Genomic DNA, 13,919 nt, shown 5'->3' on the forward strand with positions numbered 1-13,919 from the left:
GGCGGGCAGCAGCTCGGGCACACAGCGCGATGGTGCGCCGTCGAATAATGGCAGCGGCTCCGCTGCGGCCGCCGCGCAGGCACCACCGGCCGCTGCGCCCGCGAAGTCGGGTGGCGTCAGCCTGAGCAGCTTCACGGGGTTCGTCGCCGACATCGCGCCGGGCGCACTGCTACTTCTCGGCGCCGTCGCGCTACTCGGAAGCGGTTCGTTCCTCGACGCTCTCCGCTCGACTCGCGCCTGAGCGTCGGAAAGCTAGAAGGTCGTCGGCGAAAGGAAGCTCGACGACGGCCGAGCCGTCCATCCACTCGCGTAGAACCTTGGTGGCGAGCACGTCGTCCTCGTTGTATTCGAGTAGCCGGTCACGCTGACTCAGGTCGACGTCGACGCCACCTATCCCGACCGCCCGTCGGTACCAGTCCATCGAGGCCTCGCCCCCGGCTTCCGCGTCGCGCCACCCGAAACCAGCTACGGGCGCAACACGTTTGAGCCCCTTGCCGTTCGGTGCGACAAAGTTGCGTCCCACCGCCTCGAAGATGTCGACCCACTCGTCCGACGCGATGAACTGCTCGACCTCGGCCCGCGTCGGCATGCCGGGCTCATCGCCGAACCGATCGGCAGACGCGCGTAACCACCTGTTCTCGGCCTGCTGCGAGTAGCAGTACGCGGCGAAGGTCTTGCCCGCTGCGTGCGCGTCGGCGCGCTCGGCCATCAGCCACGTCCAGAACTCGGCGAACGCCCGCCCCTCGTCGGCCGTCGGCAGCGGCGTCCAGGTGGCGAAGCCGCGATAGACGACGTCTCGAGCGGGATCGGTGTTGTCCGTGAGCAGGGTGCCCCACAGGTACGCGCCGTCCTCGCCGAAGCTCTCCATGTCGACGTCGACCTCGACGTCGGCGCGGGCGACATTCGGCTCCTCGACGCGACGGACGAGTGGAATGTCGGCGAGCCACGCGATCGCGCAGATGACCGCGTCGTCGAAGCTCTGGTTGGCGGGCCAGTCTGGAGGCGGGTCGCCGTCGTAGCGGGCGAGTTGATCGATCGTCGTGATCCCGACCGCGCGTAATGCGTCGCCCTGGTTGCCGTTGGCAACGAGGCTGACATCTCGACGTTCCTCCAGCTCAGGGCCGCATCGCCCCCACCACGGGCACCCGCGACACTCACCGATCCGACGCGGCGTCGTCGCGATGTCCCCCGCCGCGACGCGCTGCCTGCGATCGAATACCTCGCGATAGTCGGGAAGCGACGTCCCGACCCTGTGCACGACGATGCAGTCGGCGTCGAGTCCGATGACCCCCGCGCGCAACTCGTCTTCTTCGACGTCGGGCGAGAGTCCCTCGTCGAGGAGCATCTGCGTCAGGTGTGCCAGTCGTAGCTGGTCGCGGCGGTTGCTTCGGGGCGAACGGAACGGGTCGGGCGCCGGGATCCACCCCCACAGCGGACTGGTGACGAGGGTGGGTACCTCGGCGGTGTGCAGACGCGGGTTCTTCGCCGGATATGTCACGCGATGGTTCACCACGATGATCGGGATGTAACCCGACGCCGCGTCGTCGGGCTCGCCGACGCGCAGCAGAAGCTCTGAATGCCCTCGTCTGCCGTGTTCACGGTCGGTCGGCAGCGTCGCATTCCAGATCCACTTGGCACCCGACCAGCATGCCTCCCGGGTGGCGGCAACGCGCTGCGCGTGCGGGCCGTCGTCGACGACGACAAACGTGTTCGACGGTTCGCCGCTGTGGAGTCCGAGCAGGAAGTCGCGGATGCGTTCACGTCGCAGCTGCGCAGACTCTTTGCGACGGGCCGCCTCAGGGGTGTCTGCCCGGTCGCGGACGAGGTCGGGATGGCTGAAATCCAGGGCGACCCGATGCTCGCATCCCGCCAGGTCGCGTGGATGCAACACGGCCGCGGCCACACCCCACCTCGATTCTCACCGGCTCATCAGACATCTGGGCTGTCGATCGCACCGCCGGTGTGACGGATGTGATCGGTCTGTATCGAGCCTATGCAATGCTTGTAGCAAACTGGCGCAGGGAAAGGTGCCCGCATGGGATTGTTCTCGTCCGACGGTAAGACTCGTGCTCAACGACGCGCAGAAACCAAGGCCCTCAAAGCCAAGGCGAAGCTCGACGCGAAGCTGGCTGCGAAGGACAGGCGCAGGGCGTCCAAGGAGCTGCACAAGTCGCGCACGAAGATCGTCGAGAAAGAACTCAAGGCGCAGCGCAAGACCTTGAAGGCCGAGGCAAAGGCGGCTCAGAAGGTCGCGAAGGCCGAGGCGAAAACCGTTGCCGCGAAAGCAAAAGCCACTGCCGACGCCAAGCCGTTCAGCCCCGCAAGCGTCAAGCGATTCCTCACCGTCGCACGCCTGGTCGCGCCCATCGCAGTGCCCGTGATCTACCGCGTCGCGGTCGCCGGCCGCGGCAAGATCACCGAACTCCAGGCCAAGCGCATCGGCGTGTCGCCGGCGCAGTTGGTCAAGTACTCGGGCAGCGGCGCACCCCTGCTGGCTCGTATCGACTCGCTCCGCACGTCGCTGCAGAAGGTGTCGGCGCAGGACACGTCGTCGGATACCAAGCAGTTCGTCGACGCCATGACCGCCCGCCTCGACAATCTCGCCATCGCCGTCGAGGCCGCCGAATCGATGCCGCCGCAGCAGCGCAAGACCGCACACAGGGCGGTCGAGAACGAGTTGAGCGCCATCGACGCCGACATCATGGCCCGACTCGGCGTCCGCACGTAGCGACACCGCACGTCGACCCACGCGCGGCGTCGAACATCTCTGCTGCTTCGACGCCGCGCCTACGATGAGGACCATCCAGACCGACCCCAGGGGGCGTCCCGACATGACAGACCCGACTTCCGGCGAGACACCATCCGACGACGCGTCGCGCAAGCCCGCCGCCGAGACGAACGACGCCGCCAAGAAGGCTGTGCCCCCACACACGTCTGCCGCTGCGAAGTCGCCTGCTGAAGAGTCTCCCGCTGAGGCGTCTTCAACGCAGGAGTCCCCGACCGAGAAGTCCCCCGCGGCGAAGAAGTCAGCGCCCGCCAAGAAGTCCACGCCCGCGAAGAAGGCGCCTGCAGCGAAGAAGAGCGCGCCTGCCAAGAAGACTGCCGCGGCGAAGAAGACCACCGCAGCGAAGAAGAGCGCTCCGACGAAGAGTGCCGCGACACCGTCGGCGGCAAAGAACGCCGCGAAGAAGGCTCCTCCGACCAAGGCCGCGGAGAAAAAGGCTCCCCCGAAGAGCACTCCCCCCGCGACCACTCCCCCTGCTGCAGACGAACCGACATTGTTCGAGGCAGAGGCGCCATCGGCCCCGGTTTCCGAGCCGACGAGCGCCCAGGAGTCTGCGCCGACAACCACGTCTGCGCCAACCACACCGCCGGCGACGACTGCACCTGCATCCGCGCCGACGACCCCAGCGCCCGCGGCACCGACGGCCTCCGATCCCGTTGCCGAATCCGACGCCGCGAGAGCAGGTTTCGCGCGCATCAGATCGGGACGGACCGAGGTTCCCGCGGCCAATCCGGCGATGCCCATCGCGTTCGGCGCGATCACCGGTGCCCTTGCGGCACTCGCCGTCGCGTTGCTGATCGTGCTGCGTTGGCGACGGCACCACCAGTAGCTCTTCAGCCCGCCGGTAGCCTCTCGGCCCGGCAGCCATTCCTCAGTCCGGCAGCTTCTCAGTCAGTCAGCTTCTCAGTCCGACAACGACTCCGCCCGCGCGGTGATCGCATCGGCGATCGCCTCGGGCGCGCGCTGCGGCATCCAATGGTCGACGCCCTGCAAGACCACGAATTCGTATGGGGCGTCGATGAATTCAGAGCACGCGCGCGCACCCGCCTTACTCAAGAAGTGGTCCTTGTCGCCGTAGAGGTAGGTGGTGGGCACCCGCACCTTGTCGTTCGCGAGCGAACCGATCGACGAGAACCGCATGGCGCGATACCAGTTGATCCCTCCGGTGAGCGCACCGTAGTCGACGATCTCGCGTGAGAGTCGTTCGGAGAAGCCGGGATACATCTCGAGTCGCCCACCGCCGTGCTTCGCGCCATACGCAATGACCCGCTCGGGCACCTTCGGCAGTTGGAAGAACCCCATGTACCACGATTTCAGCGCCTGTCCGCGGGGCATCGAGCGCAAGAAGGCACCGGTGTGCGGAACGGCCAACGTCGTCAACGTGGCAACCCGATCGGGGTGACGGGCCGCAACCGAATACGACACTGCCGCGCCCCAGTCGTGTCCGACGAGGTGGAAGCGCGGCGCGTCGAGCGCGTCCGCCAAGGCAATGACGTCGTCGACGAGTTCGCTGATTCGATAGTCGCGCACCGACTGTGGTCGCGCGGCGGCGAATAGCCACGCTGATCGGGTGCAACGGTACGCAGTCCGCGCTCATTGAGTAGCGGTGTCACGTCCTCCCAACACGATGCGCGTTCCGGAAAGCCGTGCAGCAGGATCACCGGAATGTCCGACGCCGCACCGGGTATCGGACCGGAATCGACGACGTCGAAGGTCCATCCGTCTCGGCTGAACTCGGTGATCTTCTCGATCATGGCTCTCCAGATGCTCGGTCGGATACTGTGCGGTCGGATACGGCCTGGTGCGCGTGCGTACCGTCTGACGACGTCGGCGACCCACCCCCGCGCTCGGCGCGAAAGGTGGGCCGCCGATGGTGCTCTGACCCTACGTCAACTAGTGGTGCGTCACGTCAGCTTGTAGACCGTGGTGCCTCCGACCGTGGTGGCAGTGAAGTTCTGGGCCACCCAGGTGGAGATCGCAGAGTTGCCTCCGGGACCACCCTGACCGCCGCCGATGTAGTACGCGATCTTGCTTTCCTTCACGTACTGCTTGAACTCGTCGAGCGTCGGTGCGGGATCGCCACTCCATCCGCCGATCGCCATGACCGACTTACCCGTCGCAATCTCGATGTTCGCCGCCGACTGCGAGCCGTTGGTCGCCGCCGCCCAGGTGCTGTTGGTGCTCTGCAGCAGCTTCACCAGTTCGGCATTGGTCGACGACTCGCCGCCCGGACCGCCCATACCCATGCCGCCACCGAACGAGCGCGTGCTCTGGGTTCCGCTGCGCGACTGAGTTCCGCCGTTCGACTGGGTTCCGCCGTTCGACTGGGTTCCGCCGTTCGACTGGGTTCCGTTGGGAGGCTGACCCATTCCCGGCTGTCCCGAACTCGACTGCGCGGTGCCGTTCTGTGCGGCGCCGTTCTGTGCGGCGCCGTTCTGTGCGCTGCCGCCTCGCGAGCCGCTCGGACCGCCCCCGCCCGGTCCGCCCATGCCGCCCTGGACGCCGTTCGTCTGCACGGCCGTCGGGATCGACCCGTGGTGTGCCGTCGCGGCAGTGGCGATCGAGAATGCCGCTGCCCCTGCGAATCCCGCGATCGCTCCCGCGATGACGGAGGCCACGAACAGCTTCTTCAGTCCGAGCGCACCTCCCACGAGCACACCGATCACGGCGAGCACGGCCACGACGCCGATGATCCACCGGCACCAGACCGGACCCCACTCGTTGCGGTTGAGCAGGACGATCGACCACCCTGCGGCGAGACCGATCATGGCGCTCAACGCAATTCGTCCGTCCCAGTTGGCGCGACGTCGCCACGCGAACACCCCACCGAGCGCAACCATCGCGGCAACAGCAGGCGCCAGAGCCACCGTGTAGTAGGGGTGGATGATGCCGCTCATGTAGCTGAAGATCATCGCGGTGACCAGGAGCCAGCCACCCCAGGCGACAACCGCGCCCGCCTCAGTGCGATGAATACCGTTGCGATAGTTGAAGATCGGGAAGCTGCGGATCATCAGGTACACGCAGAAGGCGATGGCGAAGAGCGCGACAGGGAGCAACCATGAGATCTCGTTGCCCATCTCCGAGCTGAAGAGTCGACTCAGGCCCGTCGATCCGCCGAAGGAACCTCCTGCGCCGCCGCCACCGCCGCCAGGGCCTCCGCCCGAACCGCCGCTGATGCGTCCGACGCCGTTATAGCCCCAGACGAGGTCCATGAACGTGTTGTTCGTCGAGCCGCCGATGTAGGGACGTGAGCTGGCGGACGTCAGAATCGTCGCCACCACGAACCATCCGGCCGACACAACGAGAGCCACAGCCGCGACGATGAGTTGCCCAATTCGCTTGAGCCAACCGTTGTTTGCGAACAGCAGGTAGGCGAGCCCGAATGCAGGCAGCACCAACAGGCCCTGCAGCATCTTCGTCAGGAAGGCGAAGCCGAGCGCGACACCCACCAGCGCCAGCCACCGGCCGGAGTTCGTCGCGATCGCCCGTGCCAGGCAGTACCCCGCGGCAACCATCAAGAGCACCAGCAGTGCGTCGGGGTTGTTGAAGCGGAACATCAACGCGGCCGCAGGGGTGAAGGCGAGCACCGCGCCAGCGATCAGTCCCGCGGCGGTCCCCTGCCTCGGATCGGTGATCACTCGACGCATCGTCGCGTACATCAGCGCCACCGCCGCGACGCCCATCAGCGCCTGCGGCACCAACACGGCCCAACTGTTCATGCCGAAGATGCGCACCGAGAGTCCGGTCACCCACAGCGACGCCGGGGGCTTGTCGACGGTGATGAAATTCGACGGGTCGAGTGCTCCGAAGAACCACGCCTTCCAGCTCTGCGAGCCCGCCCACGCGGCCGCCGCGTAGAAGGTGTTGCCGTATCCGCTGGCGGAGAGATTCCACAGGTAGAGCACCGCGGTCGCCACGAGGAGTCCTGCAAGCGCGAACGGACTCCACCACACCGGACGCCCGGCCAATCGGCGACGCCTGGGCGTCGGTGGTGAATCGTCGGCGGGCGGCGATACGTCGCGCCGCTCCAGAACTGCGGTCATCATTCCTCCAGAATCTCGGTGTGAGGCAGAAGTCTCGGTTGGGTTCGTCTACCAGAATCCGAGACCCCGCTACCGCGACCCTGGACCCTCGCTGGGAGAAGTCTGTGAACGCGGGCGTCCGTCAGTCGACGAGTGCGAGCACCCTCGCCGGACCACCCGTTCCGCCCGCGAACCGAGGCGCTCCCACGACGACGCGCGCACCCGCGGGCGGAACGTCCGTCAGGTTGGCCAACGCCTCCACCGCGTACCGCCCGGCACCGAGAATCGCTGTGTGCGCGCCGACGCCGCCCTTGATGTCGACGCTCAAGGTGTCGGTCCCCAGCGCCGACACCCCCCGTTCGGTCACCAACATCTGCGCCGCGGCGGGATCAAACCCTGGCGCGTCGGCTCCGCCTGTCGCGGGTTGCCACCCGGAATGCAGCGCCACCAAGGCACGCGCCGGAATGCGACCGTGAACGCGTTCGTACCCTTCGACGTCGCGTTCTGTCAGGACCGCCCGCCGATTTCCGCGCGCAGCGGCCGCGATACTGATCACCACCAGCGGCACCACGAGGTCGCGCGCCGGTATCGCGTCGACCGTTCGCCCGCCTGCGATCTTGTGCGCCGGGGCGTCGACGTGGGTCCCCGAGTGCTCGGCGAACGACATCCACCTGGTGGCGAAGCCCGAGTTGCCGGGCCCGACTCGGGACGTCTGCACGCTGACCACCGGCGGGTTACCGGGCCACATCGGGAAGCCCGGTCCCAGTCGATGGGTGAGGTCGACGACTCGCGTCGCACCGGGCTGAGCCGAGGCGCGCGCAGGTCGCGACGCAATACCGACCCCGGCCGCCGCGGCGCCGGCCGCAGCGGTCATCTGCAACGCGGTCCGACGACTGAACCGCCTGGCTTCCTCGTGCGCATGCCGCACCACGTCGTCGTCACACATAGCTGCCGTCACACATAGCTGCCGTCACTCATCGCTGTCGTCACACATCACCGGGTCACACATGAATCAGGCTCCTGGTCGGATTCGTAGGATCTGATCGGTTCCGGTGTCCGTTCCGACGAGAAGCGAGCCGTCCCTGTCGACCGCCAGGGCACGCAGTCGCCCATACCGATCCGACAAAGCCTCGTCGACGTGGACGACCCGCGTTCCGCTGTCGTCGAGCTTCACCACAACCAACTTCTCGGCCTTCTGCGCCGCGATGACGACTGCCCCGTTCCAGTCGCCCCAGCCGCTGCTCGGCAAGAACTGCAGTGCGGGCGTTGCGATCGTCGGGTTACCCGACTTCCAGATCGGACCGACCGCACCCGGTACCCGCGTGGGGTCGGTCATCGGCACCGATTCGTCGTAGATCACTGGTGCGCGGTCGGGCCGGTAACCGTAGTTGGCGCCGGGCCGGATGAGGTTGAGCTCGTCGTCGACGCTGGTGCCCTGCTCGATCGAGTAGACCCGTCCGCTGCCCGGTTGCACCGCGATGCCCTGCACGTTGCGGTGGCCGAGCGTCGCGATCGGGCTCGCGGGGTCGGGGTTTCCCACAGCGGGCCTGCCCGTTGCGGCATTGACGTGTAACACCTTGCCGCCCAACGACTGTCGACTTTGCGGATACCACGCTGTCGCGTTGTCGCCGGTGCCGATCCACAGCGTCCCGTCCGACGACGCCGCCAACCCGCATCCGGCGTGCCGTCCGCTCGCGTTGACCGGAATGCCCGCCAACACAGTGCGCTCACGCTGCATACTCGACCAGTCCGGCGACACCCGCCACGAGGCGACCGTGACCTGCTGCCCGGTGTTCGGCCACGGCAGCGGGACGCTTTCGACATCTTGCGGAATCTTGGCGCCCTGCGCGACCGACGATCCGGTGCCGGCCTTCTCGGCCTGACACGAATAGATTCGACGGTTCTGCGCGAATCCCGGATCGACGGCAAGGCCCATCAGTCCGGCTTCCCTGTGGACCCAGAGATTGCCCACGTCAGCACGCACTGTCTGGGGCGCCTGCCCCGGCCTGATCGCCACGAACCGACCCGCACGCTCGTCGAGAAGGATCGTGCCGTCGGGTGCGGTGACGATGTCCCAGGGATGACTCAGCCCGGTCGCGACCGTGCTCACCGCGAGACCCGGCGCGGCGCTGGCCGACGCCGCTCCTGCCACGGTTCCCGCCACACCGGCTGCGAGGACACACGAGATCACACCGAACTTCAGTACGCTGCGCTGCGGCGACATGGCCCAACCGTAAGGGCTGCCGGGTATCCGATGGTGCGTATCGGACAGATCGCCCCCTTCGCTGCGGCGTCGGGCCCGCTACACCTCACCATTTTCGCGCGCGAGTATCGCGGCCTGCACGCGGGATCTGACGTCGAGTTTCATCAACACCCGCGAGACGTGAGTTTTCACGGTGGCCTCCGTGATGAACAACGACGTCGCGATGTCGACGTTCGTCATTCCGGCACCAAGACATCTCAGTACATCTCGTTCGCGCTGGGTGAGGTCGTCGATCGGCGCGTGCAGCGAGGAAGCCGATGACACACGAGCGGCGAGGTTCGGGCCCCCTGATCCACGAAACGATTCCAACACTCGCCGGGTGACCTCCGGCGCAAGCGCGGCATCGCCACGCGCGACAGCGCGAACAGCCTCGATGATCGCTTCGGCCGACGCGGTCTTCAGCAGAAAGCCACTGGCTCCGACGCGCAGCGCGCCGAAGACATAGTCGTCGAGGTCGAATGTCGTCAACACGATCACGCGACACGAGCCCGCTCGCACGATCCGGTCCGTCGCCGCGATGCCGTCGGTTCCCGGCATACGTACGTCCATGAGCGCGACGTCGGCACGCAGTTCGTCGGCTGCGACCACCGCCTCGTCACCGTCAGCGGCTTCGCCCACCACCTCGATCCCCGCTGCGGGCTCCAGCATCATCGTGATACCTGCGCGGATCGCGGCGTGATCGTCGGCTATCAACACCCGCGTCGACGAGATCCCCGTCATCGTTGCGCCTCGGAGTTCCACCGGTCGGGAGCGGCGGTGCACGCCGAGTCGACGGGCAAACGCGCCGTCACGACATACTGCTCCTTCACCGCGTGCGCGGTCAGCCTGCCGCCGACTATCCGGGCACGAGTGGTCATGTTGTCGATTCCACGACCACCGCCCGCTCGTGCGGGTACGCGCGGCGCGGCGTCGGTGCCGAGCGGGTTGCAAACCTCGATACCAAGGACGTCATCGACAAACTCGATGGTGAGTGAAATGGGTTGTCCAGGAGCATGAGTCACGGCATTGGTCAGCGCTTCCGCGAGAATGCGGTGCGCAGCGATGTCGACGACGGCCGAGAGTTCGGCGGCGAGTACGGCCACAGACGCGTGCGTCGGGTGCACGAGGTCGACCCGGGTTCCCGACTCACGGATCGGCGCGATCATGCGGTCGAGGCGACGCAGCCCGCCCGCTTCGCGCTCGATTCTCTCCGACGAGCTCCCCCCTTCCGGATCCGCTGCTAGCAGTTCAATGAGCCCGCGCATCTCGGTGAGCGCGTCGACACTGCTGGTGCGGATTGCCGCGAGTGCGCGCCGACTCATCGCGGCATTATCTGGATACTGTTGCGCCGCAGTCGAATGCATCGCTATCGCCGACAGCCGACCCGCGATCACGTCGTGCAGTTCGCGCGCCAGTCTGCGACGCTCATCGACGATGGCGTCGGCCTTTTCACGGGCGGCCAACGCGGAGAGCGCCTGTGCGTGCTCCTGCTCGAGGTGGAGGGCTGTGCGGTGCTCGCGAACCGCCAATCCGTAGGCAAGTGGTGACGCGACGAAAGCGATCAGCCACAGCACGCAGATGAACAAGAATCGCCAATTCGACGTCTCCTGATACGCCGCGACCAGCGTCAGCACGCCGAGTGCCACAAACGCGCAGATCCCGAACAGCAGATGCACCACTCGCGCCCCACCGTAGACGCACACCGCATAGACGATGTCAGAGAACACCAGCCAGATCGGGACCGACGGCGCCACCACCGTATCGACGATCAGAAGCGATGTGACCCCGGCGAGCGCGACGGCAGGATGCGTCGAGCGGCCGAGCTGAAAGCAGGCCGCGAGACCGAGGACGACAAGCGGAAACCACGACGGCCCCAGCGCTTCGCCGGGTCCGCCGATGTGTGCGATACCCGCCGCGTAGATGGCGACGCCGAGCCCGAGGAAGAGCGCTGTCAGCGCGGCGTCGTTGAGGAGGGCTCTGGGCACCGGAACACGCCACATACCGCCATCGTGGCACGGTCACGGCCCGCGAACATCCGACGAAAGGATGAGTGCCGACGGCCGACGCCCACTCGTCGGTTCGGCCGATGCGCGAGTGTAGCCGCGGTACGCATCGTGGTGGCATGAGTTCTGAACTGCTCAACTCCCCCGTCACCTGGGTCATCCTCGGATGCGAAGTCGGCTTCTGGGCCGTCCTGATCAGCGGGCTGTCGGTGCGCTACCTGCTGCGACGGCCCAGGGCGTCGTCGTTGGTCCTGTTGTTGGTCCCACTCGTCGACCTGATCCTGCTGATCGCTGTGGCAGTCGATCTCGCACACGGCAGCGAGGTCACCACCGTGCACCGGATCGCCGGTGTCTATCTCGGTGTCACGGTTGCGTTCGGCCACTCGGTCATCAGATGGGCCGACGCCCGCTTCGCCCACCGCTTTGCAGGCGGCCCCGCTCCCGCTAAACGCCCTCGGCGGGGTCCGGTCGCACTCCGCAACGAGGTCGCCGACTTCGGCCGCTGGCTGGTTGCTGCGGCGGTGGCGGCAGGCGCGGCCATGCTGCTGTCGGTCACCGTCGCAAATCCCGATCAGGCGAACGCGCTTCGCGGGATCTTTCCGCAGCTCGGCGTGATCACGGTGATCTGGTTGCTGACCGGACCTGTGTGGGCGATGTTCTCGGCATCCGATGACTGACCGCCCGCACGATCGGTCATCGCGGTCGGCAACTACTCCCGGCAGTCAGCGACTACCGTCCCGGCAGGAACTTCAGCGACCGCACCGCGAGCGGGGTGACCGCGCGGTAGACACTCTTCGGCACTCCGGGTGCCTTGTCGATGCCGATGAAGCGCTGCTCGGCGATCGTCTGCGGCTCGGTGTACTTGAGCAGCCCCTCTTCGCCGTGTCTGCGGCCGACGCCCGAGATCCCCATGCCGCCCATCGGGGCCGCGGTCGACGCCCACGCGGCGGCGTAGCCCTCGTTGATGTTGACGGTGCCCGCGCGCAACTGCTCCGCGATCGCCTGCGCCTCGTCGCTGCTGCCCGCGAAGACGCTCGCGTTGAGACCGTAGTCGGTGTCGTTGGCCAGCTTGATCGCTTCGTCGGTGGAGTCGACCGGATACACCGACACGACCGGGCCGAATGTCTCGTTGCGGAAGCAGGTCATCTCGTCGGTCACGCCCGACAGCACCGTCGGCTCGAAGAAGAAGGGGCCGAGGTCGGCGCGACGCTTGCCGCCCGCGACCACCGTCGCACCCTTCGACACGGCGTCGTCGACGTGCGCTTCGGCCGTCTCGACCTGTGCGGCCGAAGCCAGCGACCCCATGTCGACGTTGAAGTCGTAGTTGGCCCCGAGCTTCATGTTGCGAACAAAGGTGCCGAACTTCTCGGTGAACTCGTCGGCGATGGCCTTGTCGACGTAGAGCCGCTCGATCGAGATGCACAACTGGCCGGAATTCGAGTAGCACGCTCGCGCAGCACCTTCGACGGCATGGTCGATCTTGGCGTTGGCCGTCACGATCATCGGATTCTTGCCACCGAGTTCTGCGGAGAAACCGATGAGTCGACGCCCCGCCTGCTCGGCGAGCGAGGCTCCGGTCTCCGACGATCCGGTGAACATCACGTAGTCACAGGTCGCCATGATGGCCTGTCCCACAACACTTCCCGGGCCCGGGACCACCGCGAATAGCGCGGGCGGCAGACCCGCCTCGTAGAGCAGCTCAGCCAGCGCCAGCGAGCAGTAGGGAGTCTGGCTGTCTGGCTTGATCACCACGCCGTTACCCGCGAGCAGGGCGGCGACCGCATCCGAAACCGCAAGTGTGAGTGGGTAATTCCACGGGCTGATCACTCCGACGACGCCCTTGGGCTGATACCGCACGCGCACCTTGGTAGCACCGGGCAGCATGCCCTGCACCCTGCGCTCGGCGAGCATCTTCGGGCCGTGCGTCGCGTAGTACCGCGCGGTCAGCGCGACGTCGACAACCTCTTCCTGCGCGTACGAGCGAGCCTTGCCCGTCTCGGCCTGCGCGATATCCATCAACGACGCCGCGTTGGCAAACACCAACTCGGAGAACTTCTTCAGTACCTTCGCGCGCTCTGCGGGCGACTGCTTGGCCCACCCCTGCGCAGCGGCACGCGCCCGCGACACCGCAGTCTCGAGATCCTCTGCGGTGGCAACCGGAATGGTCGCCATTTCGACGCCGCTGAACGCTTCGAGGATGGATCGGGTCGGGCGTGCGGCGGCGTTGTCGATCGCTACCAAAGCGCCGAGTCGTTCGAAGTAGTCGGGTGTTGGCTTGGGCATCGGAGCCTCCTGCTGCGTGGGAAGTGGTCGAGAGTCGATAATCGGAAGGTCAGGGAGTGACGAGGACGATGCCGTCGTCGTCGGAGTACACGGTGTCGCCGGGCGCGAACGTGACTCCACCCAGCGTCAGCGGTACGTCGCGCTCACCTGCTCCGGTCTTGGTGGATTTGCGGGGATTGGTGCCGAGCGCCTTCACGCCGATCTCCATCCCACCGATGGTCTTGGCGTCGCGGATCGCGCCGTTCGCGATGATCCCGACCCAGCCGTTCGACCGGCCCAGCTCAGCGATGATGTCGCCGACCAACGCCGTGTGCACCGATGCATCGCCGTCGATGACCAGCACTCCGCCGGGGTTCGACTCCCCGAGGATCGACTTGAGCAGGGCGTTGTCCTGAAAGCAGCGGACCGTCGTCACTGTTCCGACGAACTCACGGACCCCGCCGTACTGGGTGAACTGGAGATCGCAACTACGGACGTCTGCACCGATCTCGTCGACGAGGTCGGCCGTGGGAGTGAAAGTCAGCTCTGCCATGACGTACAGCATAGGTGTGACTCGCGGTCATGGGTACCTCAGGTTACCGTGC

General features: G+C 66.6%; 11 protein-coding genes and 2 pseudogenes. 4 read left to right on the forward strand and 9 right to left on the reverse strand.

From position 1 onward, the window contains the following. A pseudogene (locus B3T59_RS14240) lies at positions 1-241 on the forward strand (hypothetical protein); the annotation flags it as partial. On the opposite strand, the gene B3T59_RS14245 reads toward B3T59_RS14240, so the two are convergent. Continuing rightward, a complete protein-coding gene (locus B3T59_RS14245; protein ID WP_287003912.1) occupies positions 191-1,903 on the reverse strand; it encodes a TM0106 family RecB-like putative nuclease in 1,713 nt (570 codons plus the stop codon). The pseudogene B3T59_RS14240 and the gene B3T59_RS14245 overlap by 51 nt on opposite strands. A gap of 132 nt (positions 1,904-2,035) precedes the next feature. Here B3T59_RS14245 and B3T59_RS14250 point away from each other — a divergent pair, with 132 nt between their 5' ends. Both B3T59_RS14250 and B3T59_RS14255 read left to right on the forward strand, forming a co-directional pair. Further along, positions 2,036-2,728: a DUF6474 family protein gene (locus tag B3T59_RS14250; RefSeq protein WP_005206119.1), complete on the forward strand. Its 693-nt coding sequence runs from the start codon at positions 2,036-2,038 to the stop codon at positions 2,726-2,728. Positions 2,729-2,831: 103 nt separating this feature from the next. Further along, a complete protein-coding gene (locus B3T59_RS14255) occupies positions 2,832-3,614 on the forward strand; it encodes a hypothetical protein (protein WP_287003913.1) in 783 nt (260 codons plus the stop codon). Between the two features lie 74 nt (positions 3,615-3,688). On the opposite strand, the pseudogene B3T59_RS14260 reads toward B3T59_RS14255, so the two are convergent. From B3T59_RS14260 to B3T59_RS14285, 6 genes and pseudogenes are all read right to left on the reverse strand, one after another. Then, positions 3,689-4,539 (reverse strand): annotated as a pseudogene (locus tag B3T59_RS14260) (alpha/beta fold hydrolase). A 150-nt stretch (positions 4,540-4,689) separates the two neighbouring features. After that, entirely contained in the window at positions 4,690-6,828 is a 2,139-nt protein-coding gene (locus B3T59_RS14265) for an ArnT family glycosyltransferase (protein ID WP_287003915.1), read from the reverse strand. 121 nt (positions 6,829-6,949) lie between these two features. After that, entirely contained in the window at positions 6,950-7,753 is an 804-nt protein-coding gene (locus B3T59_RS14270) for a cyclase family protein (protein ID WP_005206115.1), read from the reverse strand. A gap of 66 nt (positions 7,754-7,819) precedes the next feature. Next, on the reverse strand, positions 7,820-9,031 hold the full coding sequence (locus B3T59_RS14275) for a PQQ-dependent sugar dehydrogenase (RefSeq protein ID WP_287003916.1): 1,212 nt from the start codon (positions 9,029-9,031) through the stop codon (positions 7,820-7,822). Between the two features lie 78 nt (positions 9,032-9,109). Then, on the reverse strand, positions 9,110-9,790 hold the full coding sequence (locus B3T59_RS14280) for a response regulator (RefSeq protein WP_267625632.1): 681 nt from the start codon (positions 9,788-9,790) through the stop codon (positions 9,110-9,112). After that, on the reverse strand, positions 9,787-11,034 hold the full coding sequence (locus B3T59_RS14285; RefSeq protein WP_267625633.1) for a sensor histidine kinase: 1,248 nt from the start codon (positions 11,032-11,034) through the stop codon (positions 9,787-9,789). Before B3T59_RS14285 ends, B3T59_RS14280 begins: the two co-directional genes overlap by 4 nt. A 137-nt stretch (positions 11,035-11,171) precedes the next feature. Between B3T59_RS14285 and B3T59_RS14290 the strand changes: the two genes are divergently transcribed. Next, entirely contained in the window at positions 11,172-11,729 is a 558-nt protein-coding gene (locus B3T59_RS14290; RefSeq protein ID WP_287003919.1) for a hypothetical protein, read from the forward strand. 52 nt (positions 11,730-11,781) lie between these two features. Here B3T59_RS14290 and B3T59_RS14295 read toward each other — a convergent pair whose 3' ends face one another. Both B3T59_RS14295 and rraA read right to left on the reverse strand, forming a co-directional pair. Continuing rightward, a complete protein-coding gene (locus B3T59_RS14295) occupies positions 11,782-13,374 on the reverse strand; it encodes a succinic semialdehyde dehydrogenase (protein WP_267625771.1) in 1,593 nt (530 codons plus the stop codon). Positions 13,375-13,384: 10 nt separating this feature from the next. Beyond that, the gene (gene rraA / locus B3T59_RS14300; protein WP_267625635.1) at positions 13,385-13,879 is read right to left on the reverse strand and encodes a ribonuclease E activity regulator RraA; all 495 of its coding nucleotides are present in this window, start codon (positions 13,877-13,879) and stop codon (positions 13,385-13,387) included. Positions 13,880-13,919 lie beyond the last annotated feature (40 nt).

The sequence above is a fragment of the Gordonia sp. UBA7860 genome, assembly GCF_002500165.1.
Taxonomy (GTDB): Bacteria; Actinomycetota; Actinomycetes; order Mycobacteriales; family Mycobacteriaceae; genus Gordonia; species Gordonia sputi.